At 40.5% G+C, this 25505-nt stretch carries 16 protein-coding genes; 10 read left to right on the forward strand and 6 right to left on the reverse strand.

Annotated elements, in window-relative coordinates; translation table 11 throughout:
• Positions 1 to 162 precede the first annotated feature (162 nt).
• Entirely contained in the window at positions 163 to 4557 is a 4395-nt protein-coding gene (locus ACVCDT_RS13410; protein ID WP_447133294.1) for a hypothetical protein, read from the forward strand.
• 177 nt (positions 4558 to 4734) lie between these two features.
• The gene (locus ACVCDT_RS13415) at positions 4735 to 6141 is read left to right on the forward strand and encodes an alpha-amylase family protein (RefSeq protein WP_447133295.1); all 1407 of its coding nucleotides are present in this window, start codon (positions 4735 to 4737) and stop codon (positions 6139 to 6141) included.
• A 96-nt stretch (positions 6142 to 6237) separates the two neighbouring features.
• Here the strand turns inward: ACVCDT_RS13415 and ACVCDT_RS13420 are convergent, their stop codons facing one another.
• Entirely contained in the window at positions 6238 to 6777 is a 540-nt protein-coding gene (locus ACVCDT_RS13420) for a GNAT family N-acetyltransferase (protein ID WP_447133296.1), read from the reverse strand.
• 113 nt (positions 6778 to 6890) lie between these two features.
• Between ACVCDT_RS13420 and ACVCDT_RS13425 the strand changes: the two genes are divergently transcribed.
• Complete coding sequence (locus tag ACVCDT_RS13425) at positions 6891 to 7535, forward strand: tRNA-uridine aminocarboxypropyltransferase (RefSeq protein WP_447133356.1); 645 nt, start codon at positions 6891 to 6893, stop codon at positions 7533 to 7535.
• Positions 7536 to 7586: 51 nt separating this feature from the next.
• On the opposite strand, the gene ACVCDT_RS13430 is transcribed toward ACVCDT_RS13425, so the two are convergent.
• The 5 genes from ACVCDT_RS13430 to recC form a co-directional block, all read right to left on the reverse strand.
• Positions 7587 to 7835 (reverse strand): hypothetical protein, encoded by a 249-nt coding sequence (locus tag ACVCDT_RS13430; RefSeq protein WP_447133297.1) that lies wholly within the window; start codon positions 7833 to 7835, stop codon positions 7587 to 7589.
• On the reverse strand, positions 7835 to 8083 hold the full coding sequence (locus ACVCDT_RS13435) for a DUF3297 family protein (RefSeq protein WP_447133298.1): 249 nt from the start codon (positions 8081 to 8083) through the stop codon (positions 7835 to 7837). Before ACVCDT_RS13435 ends, ACVCDT_RS13430 begins: the two co-directional genes overlap by 1 nt.
• Before the next feature lie 136 nt (positions 8084 to 8219).
• Positions 8220 to 10178: an exodeoxyribonuclease V subunit alpha gene (gene recD, locus ACVCDT_RS13440; protein ID WP_447133299.1), complete on the reverse strand. Its 1959-nt coding sequence runs from the start codon at positions 10176 to 10178 to the stop codon at positions 8220 to 8222.
• A 7-nt stretch (positions 10179 to 10185) separates the two neighbouring features.
• Positions 10186 to 13845, reverse strand: coding sequence for an exodeoxyribonuclease V subunit beta (gene recB / locus ACVCDT_RS13445; protein ID WP_447133300.1), 3660 nt, complete (start codon positions 13843 to 13845; stop codon positions 10186 to 10188).
• Positions 13842 to 17234: an exodeoxyribonuclease V subunit gamma gene (gene recC, locus ACVCDT_RS13450; protein ID WP_447133301.1), complete on the reverse strand. Its 3393-nt coding sequence runs from the start codon at positions 17232 to 17234 to the stop codon at positions 13842 to 13844. The genes recB and recC overlap by 4 nt, the downstream gene beginning before the upstream one ends.
• Before the next feature lie 153 nt (positions 17235 to 17387).
• Between recC and ACVCDT_RS13455 the strand changes: the two genes are divergently transcribed.
• The 7 genes from ACVCDT_RS13455 to ACVCDT_RS13485 all read left to right on the forward strand — a co-directional run bounded on the left by ACVCDT_RS13455 (position 17388) and on the right by ACVCDT_RS13485 (position 25477).
• Positions 17388 to 18662 carry a virginiamycin B lyase family protein gene (locus tag ACVCDT_RS13455; RefSeq protein WP_447133302.1) on the forward strand — a complete coding sequence of 425 codons (1275 nt, stop codon included), beginning with the start codon at positions 17388 to 17390 and terminating at the stop codon, positions 18660 to 18662.
• Positions 18663 to 19348: 686 nt separating this feature from the next.
• Complete coding sequence (locus tag ACVCDT_RS13460) at positions 19349 to 20632, forward strand: S8 family peptidase (protein WP_447133303.1); 1284 nt, start codon at positions 19349 to 19351, stop codon at positions 20630 to 20632.
• Between the two features lie 315 nt (positions 20633 to 20947).
• Positions 20948 to 22240, forward strand: coding sequence for an NAD(P)/FAD-dependent oxidoreductase (locus tag ACVCDT_RS13465; RefSeq protein ID WP_447133304.1), 1293 nt, complete (start codon positions 20948 to 20950; stop codon positions 22238 to 22240).
• Positions 22241 to 22453: 213 nt separating this feature from the next.
• Positions 22454 to 22945 carry a hypothetical protein gene (locus ACVCDT_RS13470; RefSeq protein WP_447133305.1) on the forward strand — a complete coding sequence of 164 codons (492 nt, stop codon included), beginning with the start codon at positions 22454 to 22456 and terminating at the stop codon, positions 22943 to 22945.
• A gap of 202 nt (positions 22946 to 23147) precedes the next feature.
• Positions 23148 to 23954 (forward strand): exodeoxyribonuclease III, encoded by an 807-nt coding sequence (gene xthA / locus ACVCDT_RS13475; RefSeq protein ID WP_447133306.1) that lies wholly within the window; start codon positions 23148 to 23150, stop codon positions 23952 to 23954.
• 2 nt (positions 23955 to 23956) lie between these two features.
• Complete coding sequence (locus ACVCDT_RS13480; RefSeq protein WP_447133307.1) at positions 23957 to 24619, forward strand: energy-coupling factor ABC transporter permease; 663 nt, start codon at positions 23957 to 23959, stop codon at positions 24617 to 24619.
• A gap of 45 nt (positions 24620 to 24664) precedes the next feature.
• A complete protein-coding gene (locus ACVCDT_RS13485; RefSeq protein WP_447133308.1) occupies positions 24665 to 25477 on the forward strand; it encodes a sulfite exporter TauE/SafE family protein in 813 nt (270 codons plus the stop codon).
• Positions 25478 to 25505 lie beyond the last annotated feature (28 nt).

Consider the following 25505-nt stretch of genomic DNA (forward strand, 5'->3'; position numbering starts at 1 on the left):
AGGAAAAGTTGTTGGACTTGATTGGCGCATTTTATTACCTAGCTTCTACAATGTAATGGTTAAAAACAATAATCTCATTAGTGGTTAAGAATTTTTTGACATTTTGTTGAGGTTTTAACGGGTTATACAGCTTGTTTACTCATCAACAATTAGGTCATGTCTATGTCTAACCAAAACGCGGCATATAATACCTCAAGTAAAGAGGTAGCTCCAAAGCGAAAAACTTGGTTTACCCTATTTATTGCCATTATTTTAGTGGCGGGTTTTGGGTATTACCTTTTATTAAATCAACATGCCGCTTCGTTAAACCATGATTTCTATCGAGTCTTGTACGAAGCATCAAATCAATTTAATGAAAATCTTAATTCACTACACAGCATGCATGAGTCAGAAGAAAGCGAAGTGTCTATTCGCTCATTATTGCCCAGTTATGCTCGACAAGTACGCACCCCGCCAGACAACAATATAGTTGGATTTAATTACCTACTAACAGCGCAAAAGATCATTATTGAACACAAAAAGCTGAGTGCGTCTATTGATCTAAGAGATATTTTACCTGATACCAGTCAAGGCTTTAGCCAATATTTATTTGCCGATTCTCGCGGCACAGTGTTAGCTAATACGGGCGGTGAAAAAACCATTTCTATTGTTGAAATGACCTCTATTAATAAAAAATTGATCCAAAAAAATAATCTCAGTGCATTAAATTTTAACGCCAATCAAGAGTCGGGCTCTGAATTAGCCGACGCTCCTCTGCCAACTTTTAGCAGTCACATAGACATGCAATTATCACATGGCGATTTTAGAATTTTTATTTTCCCTTTTAGCGTGTCTACCCCTTTAAAAATTAAAAGCCCCAACAAAGAAACAAGCGATAACATAGAAAAGTTATATTTAGTTGGATTATTGCCCAAGCAGCAATTAAAAAATAAAGGCAGTGGTCATTGGAATATTTCGTTGTTGGTTGTCAGCTTAATCAGCTTAATGTTTAGTTGGGCCATGCTTAGGCTGTTTTTATTGCCTGCTCATCAATCTATCACTAGTTATTATCGCATCTTTAGTCAATCAGCAAGTTACCTATTTTATATAGTATTAGTGGCGTTAATTTTGTCTTATTTAACCAAAAGTGGGCTGCAATCTTATAAAGATCAACAAGCCTTACTTTATGCCCAGCAATTGTCCAAAGACTTACAAAAAGATCTTAAAGAAGTGTTTAATGAATTGGGCTCCTATCGAGATTTTTACAGTGATACTAAGGCAGAACTACAAACCTTAAAACCTATTGAATCTAAACTTGATCAAGATGAACGCCCCTTGTGGTCTTATCAACAAACCGTAGATGCATTAAATAAAGCCTTAACCCAACTGGCGCAAGACAGAAAGGACTGTACCAGCTGTTATTTTGATAAAGCCTTACCAGATGTAGTGGCTAGCGAAACTTGGCACGCCCCTCTTAGCACCACATACCAACAAGATAGGTGGTATAGCGCCATCAAAGTCAATGAAAGACAAACTAGTTACACTAAAAAAATGGTGCAAAGTCAGTCTCCACCTACATCGGCAGATGACCGCCCCAATAACCAAGAAACGCCTAATTACCCTTATCACCAAGGTAAAAATGAATTAGGGGTGTTGAGTTTTTTTGCTGGGGCATTAAAAACCCATATAGACAACGAAAACAATGTATTTAACAGTTACATTGAACGGCAAGAAATTTATGACAATGTCATCGATATTCAAACTGACTATAAATTACCTAAAGTGCTAACCATTTTTGCTACCGATCAAACGGGTTATGCCAATCTTCCGTCTATCTATTTTCAAGAGTCAAATGCTAAACCTCAGGCCTATCAGCTATCGCATCGAGATTACTTTAAAAAGGTTAGAGATTATCGCGGATGGTTGTTAGATTTTTCTGAGTTATCCACCGAACCTCAGAATACTGAAAAAGACCAAAGTCTAATTTTTCGCAACGTCTATATTCAAAGATTGTTGAATATTAATGATGGCACCAGAGGCACCACTATTTCAGTGCCTATGCATCAACCTAACTTAGGCTTGGATGTTGACTTATCTGTTGCTGGGCTAGTGTTAGGGGCAGACGTGATTTTGCCTTCGGTAAGTTTGGCGCCCCCCGCGCCTTTCGACTTTGTGTTTATGTTAGTAGACAGAAATACTGGAGACCTTCTTTTTCACAGTGATGAGGAAAGATCACTAGCCGAGAATTTGTTTTATGCAGGTCAAAACGATTCACAATTAAACCATTGGATTAAAGCAGGGTTAGATAAACAAGCCACATTAAACAGCAATCAACTGAATGGCTTTTATCATGGAGAAGCTGGACGTTTTACCTTAGCACCTACACAAGTGGACGATTGGGTTATGGTGGTATTTTCACCCAATGATAGCCTTGATAGCTTTATGACCAACCAGTTCTTTTATATCTTTTTTACTTTTGTATTTATTCTCTTTGTTATTTTGTTAGTGATAAAACTCTTTAACCGTTGGATTACCACAGAAAAAATCAAAGAATTTTTAGCTTTACCTGCTGCCCTAGACACTAAACGTGTATTGTTAATTTGTACCGCAGTGTTTACCACCAATTATGGCCTGTTTTATATAGGCCAACTGCTACAAATGAGTTTCCCTGGCAGTGATTTACATCACTTATTTTCTCCCATCATCCCGCTATTAGGCATGGCTGCCTTGTTGATCATGCATTATCGGTTTTACTTAGTGCATTTTGCTAGCAAAGATCCGTCTGCTGAGCGACAGCTGAATTTTCAGCAAGGGGCAAAACTGTTTTCTATGGGATTATGGCTGATAGCCTTAATGCACTTTGTTTACTTACAGTTTAGTGCTGCCATGCCACTTAAAAGCCTTGATTTTTATTACTCGCAACAAGCTTGTAACGGAGTGAATAAAGAATTTACTGAGTTAACCCAAATAGCCCTAAAACGTTACCCTAATTCGGTCACTGAACAAAGGATCCCACCATTTGCATTATTACCTATGCAAAAAGATTGGCAGGCCATAATGTTAGCCAAAAACGGTGCCAAAAAATTAGATGAATCTAAACTCAATTCTTTACAACATTTAGTGCAATGCCAAGACTACCTGTCTTCTGTTACCCCACAAGATTACCCTAAAATGAGTACCTTAGTGGGTGCGAGCTTTTTATGGAAATGGATGAAAACCTACTTAATTAACCCAGAGTTAACCGAACAACAAGGTAATGCTCAAACTACACAAACTAATCCAGAATACGATTTAATTTTGCTTTCTATTGCTGTGTTATTAGCCCTAGTCTGGGCATGGTTTTATTACAATCGTAAAGTGTTGTGGCCTAAAATTTATTGCTCAAATGCGTTTTTACAACATGTAGAGGGGTTAAGTAAGATTGCCGCTAATTTAGCCCACGAGCAGCCCAACAAGCAGCTTAAAATCAAATTGGGAAATCATAAACTATCGGGTGTTGGCCTAACTTTGCTTATTCGTAATCAGCTTAATTGTTTAGATAAAACCAACCAAGACTGTAATCAAACTTTGTTAACCGAATTTGCCCATCTGTTTCAGCTCAGTCCCTGTTTACAAAACTTCAGTCAAAATAATACTGCCCTACCCAACTTAAAGTTAGATCTGGCATACCATGACGGTTCAGGATTATTAAAAGTCAAAATATGGGACATAGAAACCTGTTTAGACAACCTTGAATACAGACGTAACTTGCTAGATTTAATTATGGAAATTAAATCCCTCACTATGAGCGGGCATTTACACAGCTTTACTATTTACGCAGGTTTTATGAGCTTTCGCCGGGTAAAAATGAATGATCCATTCGCCTCAAGAGCAAACAATCATTTAGAACAAACCGAGTACTTGTCGTGGTCTGAGTGTTTAATGGACTTTTGTGTTTCGGTTCCCGATAGTTTTATGCAAAAGGTTGATCCAGCTTTATTAGCCAAAGAAGTAGAACATTTGTCTGAGTTACAATTTTTACTCGAGCAACTGCCTAAAGACCTGCAAGCTTACCTAAAAAATGCCCAAGCTAAGCAAGGTGAATGGAGCAATAGAGCCGAATTTAAATCCACTGACTCTGATTGGGCCACCCTGCATTATATTTTATTGCATGCAGATGCCTTGTATCGGTTTAAATGGGAGTCTTGTTCAAGCGCCGAAAAACTGGCTTTGTATAATTTAGCCAAACAACACAGGTTAAATCCTAACAATACAGAAATGATTGAGCACTTAGCCTTAAATGGCATGATTAAAGTACACAAAGATCACCTTGCTATCATCAATAAAAGTTTTGCGCATTTTGTGCTGCACGCCGAAACCACAGACACTTTAAAACAGTTAGTACAAGAAGGTGAAGCCGGGGTTTGGAAAAGCTATCGACTTCCACTGGGTATGTTAATTGTACTAATTGTGGGGGGCATTGCACTCACTTCTGGCCAATCAATTTTTATTATTGCTGCTTCTTTGGCTGGTGTATTAGGCACTATTGGCAGTTTAACCAATAGCGCTTCTATGCTTAGAGGGCAATTTAAAGGATAGTAAATACCTTATTTATTTGCTGCCCAGCAGGCTTGCTTAACTATCCAAAATACCTGCTTCAACCACGCAAAAGTTAACGATAGGTTAACTTTTTGTTATGAATACGTATGTAGATGATGGAGGCAAACTGCAAAATCCCCTACCTTAGGCTCACCTTAAAAACAGATGAGCAATCATATGAATAAACAACTATTAAACAAAAGCATTAGCCTTGTGTTGCTACTGTGTCTATGTTTTACCAGCGCTGCCCGAGCAGATGTCATTTTACATGCCTTTAACTGGACTTACGCTGAAGTGGAATCTAAAGCTGCTGAAATCGCCAGTTTAGGCTACAAAAAAGTGTTAGTCTCGCCAGCTTATAAGTCAACCGGCAGTCAGTGGTGGGCCAGATATCAACCTCAAGATCTACGCGTCATCGATAGCCCTTTAGGTGACAAAGCCGCATTTGTTTCTATGATTAACAGCCTGAATGCCCAAGGGGTAGAAGTCTATGCGGATATAGTGTTAAACCACATGGCCAACGAATCTAGCCAACGCTCAGACTTAAATTACCCTGGCAGCACAGTGTTAAACCAATATTCATCAAATAGTGGTTATTACGCAGGCCAAACGTTATTTGGCAATATTAACAATAACTTTTTAAGTGCGAACGATTTTCATGCGCCTGGCTGCATAACGAATTGGAACGATCCAGCTGATGTTCAGTATTGGCGTTTATGTGGAGGTAATGGCGACACTGGCCTACCAGATTTAGATCCCAATTCTTGGGTGGTGCAACAACAACAAAACTATTTAATTGCCCTTAAAAACCTAGGTGTCAGCGGGTTTCGAGTAGATGCTGCTAAACATATGACCAACTGGCACATTAATGCGGTATTTAGTTCATCTATTATCAGCGGCATGCATGTGTTTGGAGAAATCATTACTTCTGGTGGCGCTGGTGATACTGGCTACGACAATTTTTTAGCACCTTATTTAAACCAAACCAATCACAGTGCTTATGATTTTCCTTTGTTTAATCAAATTTTTTCTGCCTTTGGTTATTCGGGCTCATTAAGTCAATTAGTTGATCCTGGTGCTTATGGTCAAGCGCTGCCAGCCAGTCGTGCTGTAACTTTTACTGTCACCCACGACATTCCTAATAATTCAGGATTTCGTTATTTAATTATGGATCCCACCGACGAAGCCTTAGCCAATGCTTATATGTTAGGGCGAGATGGTGGCGTACCTATGGTGTTTTCTGATCATAACGAAAGTAACGATGGCGCGCGCTGGCAGAATTATTACAAGCGTAACGACATAGCTGGCATGTTAACCTTTCATAATGCCACTCAAGGCAAAAGCATGAATGTGTTAAACCACAACGACTGTATTATTTTGTTCCAACGCGAACATCTCGGGCTAGTAGGCATTAACAAGTGCGGAACTGGACAAGATGTGTGGGTAGACACTCAAGCAAGTAATTTATATTGGCATTACACTTACAGAGATACCCTAGACCCAAATGCCACTGAGGTGATCAGTAGCAATTGGCACAAGTTCTACCTTCCACCAAGACAAGCACGTATGTGGTTATTAGATTAAACTACTTAAATATGTCAATAGATTAAAACAAATGGCCGGCTAACACGGCCATTTTTTATAGCGGTGCTGTTTATTAATGAAATTGACAGTCTTGGCTTAGCCCCGAAATTCGCTTCTTAACAACGAATACACTGCATGATCAACATAGTGATTGTATAACCACTCACATTGTCTAAGCGTTGCCTCATAAGTAAAACCCAAACGCTCGGGAATTTGACGACTTTTATGGTTTTGTTCAGCACAGCGTATTTCAATTTTGTCTAACTGATGCTCAATAAAGCCGTACTTAATTAGCTGAATAACAGACTGGGTAATAATACCCTTGCCAGTATGCTCTTGGTCTAACCAATAACCTATGGCGCCCCAATGGTGTTGATGATCTATATGATTAAACCCAGCTACACCCACCATTTTTTCTTGGTAAAAAATGGCAAAGCTCGAACCTTGATTATGATTGTGATGATAAATAGCTGTTTCAATAAAGGTTTGGGTGTCTTGCAAGCTGTTAACTAAATCTAACCAACTTAACCAGTTCTTTAAATACTGACGATTTTTGTTGGTCAGGCTATACAGAGACTCAGCAAACTCTGGCACCAATAAAGCTAAATGTATCTGGTTATTTACTGGTATTTTCATGCTTAAACTGTTTAATTGGCGGAAAAAAAGCGATGATATTACATTATCGGTTTTAGTTTCACGGGATTTTTTTGTCACATCTCAACTCAGTACAAATTTTGCGCCAACAACAAATGGCACTATCAACGCGAGAATTTAGAGCCAGAGGATTTAAAGTCAAACGTTGCGAAGCTTGTTTAATCCCGCAAACTAGCTGCATTTGCGCCTATAAACCTAAAATCCAAAGCCACTGTGCGTTTTGTTTAGTCATGTACAAAAACGAATATTACAAACCCAGTAATACCGGCCGCATCATCGCTGATGTGATCCCAGATAACTACGCATTTAAGTGGGATAGAGTATCCCCAGACGATTCACTTTTAGCTTTGTTAGCTAACCCTAAATATGCACCTATTTTAGTTTTTCCTCAGCAATATGCCGAACCTTCTCGCTGCATAGACACACCTCAAGCATTAACAACAGTGCAACAAGGCGTCATACCCTTATTTGTGATGTTAGACGGAACCTGGCGCGAAGCCAAAAAGATGTTTAAAAGCCCCGCTTTTTCTAGCTTGCCTGTATTAGGTATACAACCCCAACAAGCCTCGCGTTATCAATTACGCGAAGCAGCCCATAGCCACCAATTATGTACCGCAGAAGTGGCCATCGAAATCCTAAAACTAGCCAAAGATCCAAACGCAGCTGTGGCCTTAGAGCAGTATTTTGATAAATTTAGAGCGGCTTATATTGTGGGTAAACCACATTTGGCTATTGAATAGCCTCACCTTTTTGAAGCAACTAAACCCAACACAAAATTACAATCAGATCCCTTAATACTTTCGCCATACACAATGTAATTCAATGTTGTTCTTTAGTTGTTTTAAATCATTTTTTTGATTGTTATCAATGGCTTGTTCGAGCTGTTTTACCGCGGCTTGGCAAGGTGCGGTTAATTGCTGCTTTTGAGAAAGAGCGCTTGATTGGGCTACATTATCAACAGCTGTTATTGGCTGCACACAAGCAGTTAAAACTTTGCTGATCAGTAACCCAAAGACAACTTTATTGGCGACAGAGCGCACTATTGGTAAAAGGCTTCGACTTTACCTTTTAAGGTCATCAACAAAGGTTGACCACGACGATCAAGAGCTTTAGGCGAAGCAATTTTTATCCATCCTTCGCTGATACAGTACTCTTCTACATTAATTCGCTCTTTGCCGTTTAAGCGAATATGAATGTCTTTTTCAAAGGCTTCTTCAATATAAAATTTACTTTTAGGGTTATTTGAAAGGCGATCGGGTAAGGCTGCTGGTGTAGTTTTGTCGTTCATAATAAAGACCATAAAATAAGAAGGGCAGCATTGTAGACCTAATGCTCAATGCGCTCAATAAGCAGATGTGCATCTTTGCATAGCCAAATCTATAAAGCGTAGAAATTATCTCTTAGTTAGTAGATATTAATAAGCTTTAACCTTCAGCTGTTAACCTTTGCGCCAATCCACTTCCACGCAAGCATTGCTGGCTTAGGCTTAGGTTTAACGCCTCTTCACTGGCAAACAACATAAAAAATTGTTTGGCTCGGGTTAAACCCGTGTAAATCAACTCACGGTTAAGCCCTCTGCCCCCTTGCGTTGAAGAAAGTGTTGGTAAACATAAATACACTGAGTCAAATTCAGAGCCCTGGCTCTTATGAATAGTCATGGCATAGACTGTATCTAAACTTGGTAATCGACTGGGCAACAAGCCTCGAAAGTGGCCATCCTCGGCCACAAACCACACTTTATTTAAATTTGGCGAATGTGGATCGGGCATGACTATGCCTATGTCACCATTAAACAACTTTAATTGATGATCATTTTTCGCCAACATAATAGGACGACCAAGATAAAAGTCTTTACTAGGATCGATTAAACCTTGCTTGGCTAATTCAGCTTCTATTAACTGAGTTATTTGTTTAACTCCCCATGCCCCTGTTTTTTGCGCACACAAAACTTGTTGCTGACTTAATAAATCAAAGGCTAGCTGCATTTCGCCTTGTTTCACTGCGTCTAGGTAAGCATGGTATTTAGGCAACAACTTAACGATTAAATTTTGCATAATTTCGCTTTGCACTTTTTGTGCATTGGCTAAAGCGCGGGTTTCTTTGGGTTGATACCATTGAATATCGCTAAAACCAGTGTCGCTTAGGCTAGTTTTAACCTCTTGGTTTTGCCCCTGTTTGATGGCTTTAGCCAACTGCCCTATTCCACTATTTTGACTAAACCTGTGGCTTTTGGCTAAACGCACTACATTGTCTTGAATAATACTGTGATACTGCTGAGGCGAATCTGCCACAGGGTCAATGTTTAATAGTTGGCAAAGGGTTGTTTGTTTTGCTTGAGAGTAAATAGCTAGCCCTTGGACTTCACCTAAATGACTGTTGCTCGCTAGGCAAATATCCGATAACACACAGCCAGTTTCGACCGATGCAAGCTGGTCTTGATCGCCTAGCACCACCACTTGTGCATGGCTGGGCAATGCCGCAAATAATTTTGCCATTAATGGCAAATCCACCATAGAGGCTTCATCTAATACCAATACATCTAAATGCAAAGGATGCGCGGCATTGGCTTTAAAATACGGGCTCAAGGGCTTAGCCCCAAGTAAACGATGAATGGTTTGACATTGCTGAGGCAAATTTTGCTGCAGGGTTACGGGCAATTTTTGTTTTGCCTGACTAATAGACTCAGTCAACCTAGCTGCGGCTTTACCTGTGGGGGCAACCAATTGAATATTCAGCACTTTACCCTTTGCTGCAGCCAAACCTTGTAATAAGGCTAACAATTTAGTGACTGTAGTGGTTTTACCTGTACCCGGCCCCCCGGTAATAAAACTCAAACTTTGGCTGGCCGCTAATCCTACCGCCACTTTTTGCCAATCTAAACCTTGCCCTTCATTATGGGTAAATAACTCTGCCAATAGCGCCTGAGCAACAGGCATATCTAGTTCTTGTTTTTTTGCTGCCTTTTCTTGAATAATCGCTGCCAATTGCTGCTCATAAGTCCAATATCGCTGCAAGTAAACTCTGGCATTTTGCACTACTAGGGGCTGAGTAATTGCCAAACCATGCTTAGGCTGTTGGTTTTCTAATCGGGCGATAGAGTGAGCTTGGTCTAGATAGGTTTGCAACTCTTCTAAATTAGGAAATGTATACACCCCAGCAAAAGGCTGCCCTAAATCAGATAGTTGCACACAACTATGTTGCTCGCCTGTCTGGGCACTCACATAAGCCGCTAACATAGCCAAACACTCACTGGCCGAAGAGTCCAAAGCCAATTCTTCGCTGTAGATAAAGTCGGCAAAGGCTAAATCTATGGCGCGAATTTTACCTAGCTTGAGCAGTTGCGTTAGCCTATCTTTTATTTGAGTTTGAACTTGCATTAACATACTGGATTTACCATAAGTCTAACTGTCCTTGTGGCTGTGGCGTTTTAGCATTGTGCGGCGCCTCTGCTGTTGTTCCGGCAAACAAGGCATCTAAGGCTTCGATCATAGATTGCTCTGGTAAAACAAAATACACACCATTGCCCGGCTTAGATTGGCTCATGCCCCGCAGAAATAAATAATAGGCGCCACCTATATGGGTTTGATAAGCGTAATTTGGCAGTTTATGTTTAAGCCAACGGTGCAAAGCCAAGGTATATAAAATGGCTTGTAAATGATAATCATGGGCGCTCATGACTTCTTCCATAGCAGCCAAGTGATAACTGTCATAATCTTCACCTAAATGGTTTGATTTATAATCAGCTACATAAAACTTGCCATCATATTCAAACATAAGGTCAACAAATCCTTTGATCATGCCGTTAAGTTCCTCAAACTGATAATCTCGGGCTTGATGTTTCACATGTTGATTAATGATTTGATTAAAGGCCTTAACCTTAACTTGATGCAAAGGCATATGAAATTCCATCTCAACTTTGATTTGTTGCGGTGCTAGCTTAGATAAACTTAACTCGGCAGCTTTAGTCTGCGACTCTGCACTAAAAGGAGCCAGCAAAACATCAGACAACCAGCTTTCTAAACATGCTTGCCATTGTTCGTTTATGCCATACCAAGTGGATTGTTGTTTGATAACCTCAGGTAATTGCTGAGGCTTTTGCAGGTCGATATTCTCTAAAACGCCATGCAAAAACGAGCCAGCATTGGCCCCTCGCTCAAAGGTAAAGGGGCTTTGGCTTGGCTCTTGGGAAAAGTGAGAAATTTCAGCTAGTTCGCCATCTATTTCATCTAATGCTAGATCTTGCCCTTCATCTTGACCCGGTGCGGGTATATCTAAATGCACTTGTTGACTACTAATAGCCGAGTAACTGGTTAAGCGCCATGTGCGTTCGACTGGCTTGGCTAAAGTCAAAACCGCCAGTGAAGCGGCATCTAAACTGCTGTCTTGGCCATTAGGGCTCTGCTCTGCTTGGCTTTGCGCTTGAGTAAAAGTTTGATAACACAGATCACTTTTTGCCCTTAAAGCTTGAATGCGCTCAGCTATAAGTTGATCTGTGATAGCCTGTTCTGGCGATGTTGCAAGGTCATCTTTGGCCGACGTTAATAAACAACCTAAAGCTGTTTTGGCAAAACCCGATTCTTTTTTACTTTTACCTAAAGTGATATTCCACAGACCTATAGAGCAATAATAAACTGCCCGAGTGACAGCCACGTAAAACAAACGAATATCTTCGGCTAAGCGTTCAAAGTCAGCTTGTTTTAAGCTTGTTTCTTGGGCTAAAAAGTCTACTTCAAGCTGTTGCTGCTGATTGTGATACAAAGCCTGTTTGGCCTGAGTATAAGTACTAGCAAAGGGTATAAATACTAATGGATATTCCAATCCTTTTGACGAATGCAATGTGATGATTTGCACTAAATTTTCATCACTTTCTAAACGCATTTGTTGGCTTTCGCTGTTGTGATCTGGCTCTATTAAACAATTCTCAAGCCAGTGAATTAACTGAGCTTCGCCCACCAGCTGCTGGCTTTGTTGTTGCAATAATTCAATAATATGGCGTAAATCTGTTACCCGTCTTAAACCATCAACTTGATGGGTTAACAAGCCTTGCTCAACATTAAAATGTTGTAAAACTTGATTTAACGCTTTAATTAATCCCTGTTTTTGCCAGGTTAGATGCCAACTAAATTGCAGCTCTAGAATATCTTGCCAAAGTGTTTCATTACTAAATAAGCTATCTAATTGCTGGGCATTAAAACTAAATAACTCGCTCATTAACGCAGCTTTTAATAAACGCTCGTCAGTAGGTTGATTAAGTGCTTTTAGTAACCTAAGTACATCAGTGGCTATTTGGGTAGCAAACACACTTTTACGTGCTAAAAATACACTCTCTACTTTTACTGCACTTAAGGCCTGTTTAATAATTTGGGCTTCAATACGATTGCGCACTAATACACAACAGTCACCGGCTTTAATGGCTCGCCCCGCTATTTGAGCTTGATTAGATTTAGCTAAATGTAACCAATGGCTAATTTGATTAGCGGTGTGTTTAGCCAACTGAATTTGTGCTTCACCGGCGGCAATGGGCGCATTTTTCTCGCTGCATAAATGTTGAAAATCTAGTGGTTCAATGGCTTGGCCCTGAATGGTTAAGCCTTCAAAGTCTCGCCCAGCTTTAACAGGATAAAACGGAATGTTTTGCTCAAATAAAAAGCCCTTGGCACTGCTTTCAAATAAAACATTAATCGCCTTTATTAGTTTAGGAGCCGAACGCCAGTTGGTGGCTAGGGTAAAATGGCGCTGCTGAGGCACCCAATCTTTGGCTTTGATATAGGTAAAAATATCGGCTCCGCGAAACGCGTAAATAGCCTGTTTAGGATCACCTATCATTATCCAACAAGCTTGGCTTTGTTCTGCCCCATAAATACCTTGGAACACCTCAAATTGCACAGGATCAGTATCTTGAAACTCATCAATTAATGCCGCTGGGTATTTCTGCCTAAGGGTATTAGCTAGCGTATTGGTGTCTGCCGCATTTGGTTGTAAAGCTTGTTGTAATCCTGCTAATAGATCGTCTGGGGCCAACAAGTGCAACATCTGTTTATGTGAGGCTAAATTGGCCGACACCTTAATTAACGCATCAGAGCTAAAAGCCATGAGCAAGTTTTGTTGGCAGCGTTTTAGCATAGATTGCAATAATTCAAATTGACTAAAATCTAAATGGGATAGATCTTTACTGCCTTTTTTGGCCGCTTTAGAGATTTGCTCTGGGACAAACAAGCCCCAGCCGGCCTTATCAAAATCCATTAGCAATAAATCTGTGTGACAAAATGCCTGCATATTTTGCAGTAATGGGATCTTAGCAATTTTGGCCCGGCCATTCAGGTTGGCCTGAGCTAATTGCTGGCTTACCTCATTGTTTAACCACCAGCTTTTAACTTTTGCAACTTGCTCAGCATATTGCTCAACGCTTTTTATGGCAGCCTCTATATCTATGCTTTGTAAAGGTTGGGCATGTTGGCTAAGCAAAGGTTTAAGGCTTTTTAATAGGTCATTAGGGGTAGCCCAATGTTTAAGCATTAACTGTAAGCTTGGCTTAGGCAAAGTTACAATGTGTTTACGCCAATAGTCTTCTGCGGCTAATTTAAGCCATTCACTTTCATCTAAAATAAAACTTTGTTCGTACATTGCCCCACTTTCAAAGGCATGTTCGGTCAAAGCTCGTTGACAAAAACCATGAATAGTAAAGACCGCCGCTTCATCCATCTGTTTACTGGCTAAGGCAAGACGCTGACAATCTAACTCAAGATTGTCGCTTTGCTCTATCAACTGTTGAATAAAGTTATCGTCACTGTAACCGGCAAAAAAGTCTAAATAGGCGTGGCGTAATCTTTGACGAATACGCTCTTTTAATTCGCCAGTGGCCGCGTTGGTAAAAGTTACCACTAATATTTGTTCCACCCCTAAAGGGCTGCAACCATGTCCAAGTAACAAACGAATATATAAATTAACTATGGTATAGGTTTTACCAGTACCCGCACTGGCTTCAATAAGTGAAGCGCCAGTTAACGGAAAAGTGAAAGTATCTAGTGGTTGCATCTTAGGCATACTCATTGGCTAGCTCCTAATTCCACTAAAGGTAAAAACAGCGCTTCGGCATGTTTACTAAAGACCTCAAAATGCACGGATAGATCTGGACAGACTCGTTGAATATGCGCTTCACTTCCTTCGCCTTGGCTAAAGTCACTGCCAATAAAACCATTTAGGGTTTTATTAACATCTTGGCTATTCACCCACTCCCATGCGGCTTCTGGATAAAAGTGCAACAATTGTTCAGCACCTAATTGCCAATACTCTAACCAGATGCTGAGTTGTTGTTTGGCCTGTTGCGCCTCAATAACGGGCAAACTGTATAGTTTTTCGGTGCTGATATAGTGCGCCTGATTGACCGAAGCAGGCACATTTTGTGCGCAAAGTGCTAACCATTGTAAGTACAGAGCAAGGCGATCTTTGGCTCTAAGTTTACCGGCTCGCCATAAAATCAAGTTGCCCTGATAAAGGTTATCCACTCGCCCTAATAGAGCAATATTGTTAATAGACAAATCAATATCCACGCTTTTTGCACTATCTACTGCCTGACTTAGTTGGCTAATTTGTTGAGCTATCTGATTACTTTGTTTAACAAATGGGCCTATGGCTAATTCACCCGTTTGCCCGGCAGGTAATTTGCCTTGTGCTTTAAGTGTGTCAATGATTTTACTGACATCTGTTTGCTGCTCGCTAACACTAGTGCTGTCTGCGCTAGATTCTATATCTTGTCCCTGTTCTAAGCTCTGCTGGATAATGCTTTGATTAATTAAATATTTATCTAGGTGATTAAAAGCAAAAGGCTCTTCATCACTGCTTTGTTGCTCGAGAGAATAAAATCGGCTTTGCCAACGCTGAATAAAAAATGCTTTGGCGGGATTTTGGAAAAAACTAATCAAATCGCTTAATTCAACTTGTTGAATTGGCTCTAACCTTTGGGTTAATGGTACTGAGTCAAAAGCTAAAGCTTTGGCTGGCTGCAAGCTTTGTGCAGCAATAGCGCATTGCTTTTGATTAAAACTAAAAAAAGTCTGTTGCTGATTGGCAGAAAAATAAGCTTGATTAAAAGGCTGCAATTTATGAGTAACGGTTAAATGGGATACTAAGTTTTGTTCAGTATCTTTAACTGCTAATGCCAATTGGCCTTTTAAACAAAAGCCTTGTTGGCAGTATTCAATTAACTCACTTAATAAAATTGAGGGCGCCAATGGGCTATTGTCTTTTAAGCTATAACCTTGATAACTAAAATACAATTTTTCTCTCGCCGATAACAAGGCCTCTAAAAATAGATATCTATCGTCTAAACGTCGCGACCTATCCCCTCTTTTAGCTGGCGCCAAGCGCATGAGATCAAAGCCCATTGGCACGGTTTGCCTAGGGTAATCACTGTCGTTCATGCCTAATATACATACCATTTTGAACGGAATACTTCGCATAGGCATTAAGGTACAAAAGTTTACATAACCCGCTAAAAAACGTTGGCCAACGCCTTTTTCTTGAATATTTTGTTGTAGTTCACTAACAAACACATCTTGATCTATGTTGTGTGGGTATTGATGGGCGTGAGACAACATTTTTTCGAGGGTTTCGCGCAATATCAGCATATCGGCTTGTTCAGTGTCATCGGTTTCATACAAGTCAGCCAACAAACACAAGGCCTGTTCAACCTTGTGTTCTAAGCTTTGCGGTTGCTGACAAAAGGCCAAAACCTTCAATAACAAACTTGTAAACTGATAACACTTACCTAAAGCCACAGACTGTTGGCCTTCAATATCTGCATAAGCCGCAATCAACCCATCTTGGCCTTGATATAGTTCGTCACTGTAAATGGCGTAACCAGCTAACAAGCGTTGTAAACCAAACACCCAAGTGTTTTGCTTTTCTAGCGGCAAGTCCCATCGGGTTTTGTCTTGTTCGTCCCAGCCCCAGCGCACTCCAGCGTCGGTTAACCAATGTTGCAATAACTCAAACTCTTGTGGCTCAATGGCAAATTTACGCTGAATGGCGGGGACTTCTAACAAAGACAAAACTTCGGATAAGGTTAATCGGCTTTGATGCAGTTTCATTAGCTGTAAAAAACTGTTTAACAGCGGTGACACTTGCCCTGCATTGCGATCAGAAATGGCATAAGGGATGGCTAACTTAGCATCAACTGCCCCAAACACTCCTTCTATAAAAGGCGCATAGGTAGCCACATCTGGCATCATCACTATAATATCGCCAGGATGCCAATCAGGATGCTGGTTAAAACATTTTAACAGTTGATCGTGTAATACCTCTAATTCGCGCACTTTCGAATGACAGGCATGAATTTGAATAGAATGATCATCAGTATCCAGTTCGATTTTAGGGTAGCTCTGCCCGTTAGATAATAATTCGTTTGCATCTAATTCGGCACTTGTGCCTCTGTACTGCAGGTTATTTACGTCAGATTGTATGTGTTCCAGCAAAGTCTGCGCTTGAATGTCAACAAAACTGTCTTGTTGCTGCAATTCTAGGCCTAACAACATATCTTGATAGTCTCTGCCTAACTTCCCCCAAGACGCTAGCAAGGGGTTGCCAATATCTAAAAATTCCACTCCATCTAACTTGGCCTTGTCGATAGCGTTTAATTGCGCTTTTGCCTGCGTTTTTTTGTCAACAATATCCCCCCAATAATGCTGACTAGGGTTAAACCAAAAAATGATCACATCGCGTGACTCAGCTAAGGCACTTAACACTTCTAACTGCTGCAATGGCATAGCAGAAATACCAAATACCATCAGTGGTTTGTGCTGGTTTTGACTAGTTTGAGCACTGTTATGCAAGGCTTCTAATAACTTGTGATGTAAATTAGCACGATGAAAAGGTGACTCGCCTAAGGACTCGCTAGTTGTTACCAAAGCACGCCATAAAATTGGTTGCCATGGATGGGATCCACAAATCGTTTTTTCGTCACTATCAGGCAAGTCATTGTGCCCTGCTTCCCAATGCAATATCCACTCAGGTCGATACACCAAATATTGGTCGTAAACGTCAGCAATTTTATTGGCTAATTGGTATAACTTTAAAGGTTGTTCGTCAGACAGATAGCTTTGAATGGCGGCAAATTCTGGCTGGTGCAACAAAGTTGGCAAAATAGCCATGAGCTTCCATGTCATATTTGCTTTAGTAAAAGCTGATTGCTCGGGTAAGTCGGGAATATGTTGTTGATACAACTGCCAAATAAAACTGGAGGGCAAAGGAAAGTCAATATTAGCAGCAATACCCAATGCTTCGGCAATTTGAATTTTAAGCCACTGCGACATACCTGGGCTTTGCACCAATATTTGATCTGATTCAAATACCGACACACCACTATTGGCAGTGTCTTGCAAACAGCTGATTAAACTCTCAGCTAAGCATTCCATTTTGTTTGACTGAACCAAATACAACATAAATAAGGTCTACTTCCTTAGAGCAATCGACTTAGGTTTTTAGTCTACCAAAGTCTTTAATTTTTAATCCATTTTTTACTAAAATAATCTCGCTCAATAGTTTTTAGTTAAAAAGACTGTGCTAGGGTTAATTTAGCCTTAAGGTGGTTAAAAATGGATGACGGAGAAACAAAGATGCTAAATTTAAAGGTAAACTTTGCCTTGTTATTAATTGGCTTAACCAGTGCTTTGCTTATGGCTCATCAGGCCAATGCGCAAGCCAATCCGTCTCAAAATCATAATGGGGCGGCCTTAGTGGAGCAATATTGTAGCGCCTGTCATAGAACCAGCACAATTGAACGCAGCTCTGGCTATAGTTATCAAGATTGGCAAGCATTAACCCGCACTATGATTGACTTGTCGTCTATGCCCGACACAGAACAGCAACTGTTTGAATACCTTGCTAAAACCTATCCGCCCAATACTAAACGAGCGCCCACTTTAATTGCTGGCGATGTGCAAATCAGCTTTAAGCAATGGCATACCCCAACTTTAGGACAACGCTCTCGTGATCCAGTAGAAGCCCCTGATGGTTCAATTTGGTGGGCTGGTCAATGGGGCAATTTAATTGGAAAAATTAACCCAAACACCGGCCAAATGCGCGAATATCCCTTACCTGCTAATGCTAAGCCCCACTCTGTTACGCCAGACCAGCAAGGCAACATTTGGTACACAGGCAATAAAAACGGCACCATAGGCAAACTCGATCCTCAATCTGGTACTATTACCGAATACAAAATGCCTGGTGAAAATGCCCGAGATCCGCATACCGCTGTTTTCGATGAACAAGGCATTTTATGGTTTACCGCCCAACACAGTAATATGCTAGGCAGGCTTGATCCTCATACCGGTGAAATCAAGTTGGTCAGTATGCCGACCCAAGGCAGTCGCCCTTACGGCATAAAAATAGATGCCAATGGTAACCCTTGGGTGGCCTGCAATGGCAGCAATTGCTTAGTGAAAGTAGACCCCAAAAGTATGCAATTAACCGAGATTAAACTGCCCAATAACGCCACTAAAGTTCGTCGTTTAGATATCGCAGACAATGGCGACATTTGGTATGTAAACTCAGCATTAGGTCGTTTAGGCCGCTATTCTCCCAAAACGGGTAAAATTCAAGAATGGCCCTCGCCTAGTGGCGAAAAGTCGCATCCTTATGCCATAGCAATAGTAAACGGCAAGATTTGGTACAACGAATCGGCAAAACGCCCCGATGCCTTAGTTAGGTTTGATCCTGACACCGAAACCTTCCAAAGCTGGGCGATCCCTTCAGATAACTTTTATGCGGGAATTATTCGGCACATGCGCCCTGCTAAAAATGGCGATTTGTTAATTCATCAAAGTAGTACCAATAAAATTATACGCGTTAAAATTACTGAAAAAAAGTAAATTAACCCAGCTAGAAACTGGCTTCGAAATATGTACTCAAAGCATAAGTCTTAATTATCCTAAGTCCTGTCAATGCCTTGGCATTGGCTATTATAAGCAGTCGCTAATTAATGCCAAGGAGCCTTTTGTTTCGCGTCTCAGTTTTGACTCACAGCTACACAAAATTGCCGATCAAGCCTATAAGTTCAACCCTTTTTAACTTTCAGTAAAAGTCGCTGTATTAGTTGGGTAATCTCTTGATTGTCAGTTTTTTTTACACATTTTAAAAACACTGGGCACTGAGTTGAGCTGTAAAGCTCAGCAAGTATTAAGGACTAAACCTTGGTTTTACATGTAACTTACAAATTACTTTTAATAACATTTAATGTCGGTTTTTTTTACAATTTTAGTGTCATTAAATCTAACATCATTTGCAAGTGATTGATATAAAACATCTTATTTCTTTTGGCACGATATATGCCGCACAACCAAACTGGTAAGCTAGATTAATCAGTTAGATAAAAATAACACCAGGCTTTCTGTGTTTTTGTTTTATCGAAACTAACGATTTATTTTGCCTTTACTCTAAAAAAATAAGACTAAAAAAAAGCGTAATAACGTCAACACAATAATAATTAAATAATAAGAGAGTATCCATGAAAGTAAGAAGTAAATTAATCCTATCTTTAATCGCGATGGGCCTTTCTATGCAAGTTGCAGCAGAAAGCAATCGTCATCTTGTTACACTTAAAGGCAACGCTAAAAACTTTGAAGCACAAGTGAGCGAATTAGGTGGCACTGTAGTTTTTCGTCATGACAAGACTAAATTTGCAGTGGTTGAAGGTTTGTCTGATGTATCGGCTGAATCATTAGCCCAATTAGATATGGTAAGCGAACTTGCTCCTGACTTTATGCTTGAAATGCCTAATGTCAGTATTGACTCAATTGAAGCTGCTCCGGCTTCAGCGGTTGAAAGTTCAGATAACCCAGCTGATGCAGCTAGGTTCGCATGGCAGTGGAACATGCGCGCGATTGATGCAGATGATGCTTGGGCAGCAGGACGTACAGGTTCAGCTGATGTGACCGTTGCCATTCTAGATACAGGAATTGCTTATACCCATGCAGATTTACAAGGATTAGTTGATTTAGACCGTTCAGCATCTTTTGTGCCAATTGATGACCTTTACGTAAATTATTACTTCCCAGGCATGCACCCTATTACTGATATTGGTTATCACGGGACACACGTTGCCGCAACAGTATCAAGTAACGGTTATGTTTTAGCCGGCGTGACCTCTAAGACCACATTAATGGGTGTAAAAGTCTGTAGTGTTGTTGACGGTGGTTGCCCTGGTTCAGCAATCTTTAGTGGTATTGCACACGCTGTAGATAATGGCGCAGATGTAATCAACATGAGTTTAGGTGGTGCCTATGTTAAGTCTGATTATCCAGGCGCCCATAGTTTTTATAATAAGTTCTTTAGCTATGCACGCTCTGCCGGGGTGACAGTTGTAGTATCAGCTGGTAATTCATCAATCGATTTAGATCATGACGGTAACGGCTACAAAACTTATTGCAGCACACCTTCAACGATTTGTGTTTCTGCAACAGGTCCAACGTCAAGTGACTCAATTTACGTTGGTCCATGGTACAACGTAGATGCTATTGCAAACTACAGCAACTATGGTCGTTCTGCGATTAATGTTGCTGCGCCAGGTGGTAGTTCGGGTGGAACTGTTTGGTCAGCATGCTCTACTACTTCACTTCTCATTCCAGATTGCCAAACCGGTAATTTCATCGTAGGTTTAGGTGGAACTTCAATGGCTGCTCCTCACGTATCTGGTCTAGCAGCATTGATGGTTGAAGATCATGGTCGTAGCCCAGCTAAGATCAGAGCTGCGATTCAGCAATCAGCTGATGATTTAGGTGCGCCAGGTGTTGACCAAGAATATGGCAAAGGCCGCATCAACGTATTTAACGCAATAAAGTAATGACTTTTTAAAATACAATGCTAAAAGCGGAGCAAATGCTCCGCTTTTTTATTGCTAATCTTGTTTAAAAAAATCCAGCCAGTTAGTACTTAACCTGTTAGTTAGCTATCCGAACGAACAAAGCATACAAACATCTAGTGCTAAGACTAAACATATTGAACTAGACAGCTAAATTTATCTTATGCATGATCTAGCTATTGCGCGACTCACTATCTATAGCAGTGACTTCAATACTTATTTCTAATAGTGTTTTTATTCCCTCTGTATTGCTGCTTTTTGACGCCCCCAGTTTTTACATTACTCATAGGAAAAACCATGCAAAAAATTGTCATTGTAGGCGGAGGTGCGGGTGGCTTAGAGCTTGTTAGTCGATTAAGCCGCAAGCTAGGCAAAAAAGGCTTAGCCCAAATTGTTTTAGTAGATAGGCAAGCTACCCATGTTTGGAAACCCTTGTTGCACGAGGTGGCTGCAGGTGTGATAGATAAAAACTCAGATGGGGTGGATTATAGTATTCACGCCACTCGGCATCATTATCAATTTCAATTAGGGAATATGAGTGATATCAACAGGATCACTAAACGAATTAAGCTCGATGCCATTTTAGACGAACAGGGTGAAGTCCTGATCCCAAGTAGAGAGATTAGCTACGACTACTTGGTCTTGGCTATTGGCAGTGTTAGCAATGACTTTGGCACCCCTGGAGTAAGCCAATATGCTTATTTACTGGATTCTTTGGCTCAAGCAGAACGCTTTCATAAAGCCTTACTCAATCAACTGCTAAAGATTAATCAAGAGCCTGATTTAACCCGTAGTTTAAAAGTGGCCATAGTAGGCGCTGGCGCCACTGGCACTGAGCTAGCCGCTCAACTTCACCATATTGCCAACTTAGCGCGCTCTTATGGAATGCCACATATGTCTTCAAAACGTTTAGCAATATCCATTATTGAAGCTGGCGAACGTATTTTACCCGCACTGCCCGAGCGCATTGCCCAATCAGCTAAAAAAGCCCTAACTAAATTAGGCATTAAGGTGTTGGAAAATACTCGTATAACCAGTGCCAGCAAACAAGGCTTTGTGACGGATCAAAATGAGCTTATTGAAGCCGATTTATTAGTTTGGGCAGCAGGGGTAAAAGCACCAGATTTTATTCAACAACTTAACTTATTCGAAACAAACCGAGTCCAACAAATTTTAGTTAATCAAAAATTACAAAGTACCTTGTGCGAAAACATTTTTGTCATTGGCGACTGTTGTGGCTTTCAACAACAAGATGGCTCGTGGGTGCCGCCCCGGGCGCAATCGGCTCATCAAATGGCCAATGTCGCGGCAACCAACCTAATCAACTTGATTAAATCAAAACCATTAGTGGATTATCGCTATATTGACTATGGCTCGCTGGTACATTTAAGTAAGTACAGCACTGTTGGTAATTTAATGGGCAGCTTAAGTAATAGCAGCATGTTTATTGAAGGCCGCCTAGCTAAACTTGTGTATATCTCTTTGTACAATATGCACCTCTTTGCCGTACACGGCTGGCTAAAAGGCTTGTTGGTTTTACTAAGCCGTAAATTAAGTAATTTAGTTGGGCCTAAATTAAAATTGCATTAAGTCAATAAATCGAGCCAAGTGCCAGGCATTTAGGCTGTGGGCACTTGGTTTGGCTAAACCTTAGGTTACAGAGTTTTTAAGTCGGTTTAGGGCATTTTGCAGCCGCACAAAGTTAACCCACATTTATTTCTGCTTGGTTAAGGTCTAGGCTATTTAGCATAAACTTAGCAGCTAGCTTTTGCTGCCCATTCACCCCTAGCAGAGTTGAACTATATGAATATGCAAAAACTAAATGACTGGCTGACCTTATTCACTAATATAGGAGTGCTCGCAGGGATTATTTTTCTTGCTTACGAAATAAACCAAAATACCGCCAGTATGAGAGTCGAGTCTTACCGCTCTCAAGCGGGTGGTCTATCACAAATGTACGCAACCGCTTTAGATTCAGATGTGTTGCTTTCTGGGTTAGTTAAGGTTGGGTATATGCCATCTTCTTGTCACCTTGACACCAATTTGCTTGGGTCCCTTACAACTCAAGAACACCTCGCCTTAACTATGTGGTTTAGAGCACATTTAGTGCGATTAGACAGTGAAGTTTTTCAATATAACGAAGGCACATTAGACGAAATTTATTTTAAAACCCAAGTACTCTTAGCTATGGATGATTTTATACCTTGGTGGCAACAATTTAACCCTGAACTGGTTGACTATGCCCTGTCTGTACTCGAGCAAAATGCTTATCAAAGAGTTGAGTGTATTAGTTAAACTAGCTTTGATGACAACAACCCAAAGCTCATTTTAGTTGTTTAAGTTTTCATTTTTTTTAAGGCATTCAATTAACCTCTGCATGCTCAAACGACTTTGACAGGCAGTTAGCCTAACTTCAAGGTTTAGCTAAGTAGCAGTTCTTGTTAACATAGCGCTATTAGCAGGCAGAGATGCCTTTTTTTAGTTTTTGGACCTTTTAATGAAAATCATTTCTTTTAATATCAATGGCATACGCGCTCGTTTACATCAACTTCAAGCTTTAATCGATAAACATCAACCAGACATTATTGGTTTGCAAGAAATTAAAGTGCATAACGATCAGTTTCCTGTGGATGATGTCGAAGCTATGGGTTATCACGTATATTTTCATGGGCAAAAAGGTCACTATGGGGTGGCTATGTTGTGTAAAAAGCCGGCCATAGAAGTGCAATATGGTTTTCCTACTGATGATGAAGACGCCCAGCGCCGCATGATAATGGTGAATTACCCCATGGATAATGGCGACACTATGCGCGTGCTCAATGGTTATTTCCCACAAGGAGAAAACCAAAATCACGAAACCAAATACCCTGCCAAACGCAAGTATTACCAAGATTTAATGGGTTATCTAAATGAGTACCACAGCCCAGATGAAAATGTGATTGTAATGGGTGATGTAAACATTTCGCATACAGACTTAGACATTGGCATAGGCGAAGCCAATCGCAAACGCTGGTTACAAACCAAAAAATGTAGCTTTTTACCTGAAGAGCGAGAGTGGTTAAATACGTTAATGGACTGGGGATTCACCGATGGATTCCGCGCCATGTACCCACAAGAAGCAGAAAAATACAGTTGGTTTGATTATCGCTCTAAAGGCTTTAACGACAACCGCGGTTTACGCATAGATCTCATTTTAGCCACCGCGAGTTTACACGCTAACTTAGTTGAAGCCGATGTAGATTATGAACTTCGTGGCATTGAAAAACCTTCGGATCATGCACCTATTTGGGCGGTGTTTAAATAACAGTGGAACAGTTGTCTATTATTACCAACCTACAAATCTTGGCCCTTACACTTAGTGCAGTGTTTATCTATTGGATCAGTCGTGAACTGGATTTTTCGCAATTAGTTTCTAATAAAAAATGCCAGCACTTAGTGTTTGGCAGTGCTGCCTGTGTGTTTATTTTATGGATGTTTCGCACTGGCATTTACCCAGGCTTAACAGTACATTTTTTGTGGCTATCTGCCCTGCCCTTAGTTTTAGGTTTTCGTTGGGCCATTATTAGCGCAAGCATTGCCTTATTAGGAGTTACCTTAGTTGGCCAAGAGCCTATCACTTTGTTAGGGGTGAATTTTATATTTGGGGTGTTAGCACCTATTGCCTTAACTTATAGTATTTACAGTGTGACCTTTCACAAACTGCCAAGGCACATTTTTATCTATATATTTTTATGTGCGTTTATCCCAGGTGCCCTCACTATAGGCCTAAAAATGTTGGCGCTAAGTGGCTATTTTTATCTTGATAACCTCTATCCTTGGTTTGTGATCCAAGACAACTATTTAATTTTAAGCACACTAATGTTATTCCCAGAAGCCATGTTTAATGGCATGACTATCACCTTATTAATAATTTATAAACCACATTGGGTTTACACTTTTTACGATAAAGCCTATCTAGATAACAAATAACCATAAATTTACGTCGCAACTTAAAGCTAGCAAGGAGATGACAATTTGGACCTTAACCTAATTATCCAACTCAGTTTATTAGGCTTACTAGTAGGCTTTGCCGCTGGTTTATTAGGTGTAGGTGGCGGGGGAATTTTAGTGCCTATGTTAACGGGTATCTTTATTGCGCAGCAGATTGTTCCTAGCCATGCGGTGCATTTGGCCTTAGGCACCTCTATGGCATGTATTATTACCACTACCTTTTCTAGTGCTTTTACGCACTATAAAAAACACAATGTTGAGTGGGTTTATGTAAAAGCTTTAGTGCCCTTCATTATTGTAGGGGCTATAGCAATTTCGTTTTTTATTCCTTATATCAACAGTGCTTACCTCGCCATATTTTTTGCGTTATTTATGTGTTTTATGGCCATAAAAATGTTTATGCCACAAGCTCCAACCTCTTCTACTAGCAAGTTTAGCTTGCCGCCCTCGTTAGCAGGATTTGGCATTGGTGGTATATCAACAGTGGTGGCTATTGGAGGGGGAGTGTTAGTGGTTCCCTATTTAACCAGTAAAGGCTTAACCATTCGCCGCGCCATAGGCAGCTCGTCGGCAGTGGGCTTTGCCATTGCGATATCTGGCACTATAGGTTACGCCATTAATGGTCACCTTGGAGCCGAGCAGTTATCTCAAAATGAGCAAGTAATAGGTTTTGTGCATATTCCAACTGTGATAATAGTGTCAATTTTTGGCTTAATTATGGCGCCACTTGGGGCGAAATTATCTAACACCCTGCCCTTAGCTGTGTTAAAAAAAATATTTGCTGTATTGTTAGTTTGTTTAAGTATTAAGATGTTAGTGGTTATTTTTACCGACTAATAGGTTCAACCAAACAAGGTAGTTAAGG

This window comes from Paraglaciecola aestuariivivens (assembly GCF_052983255.1).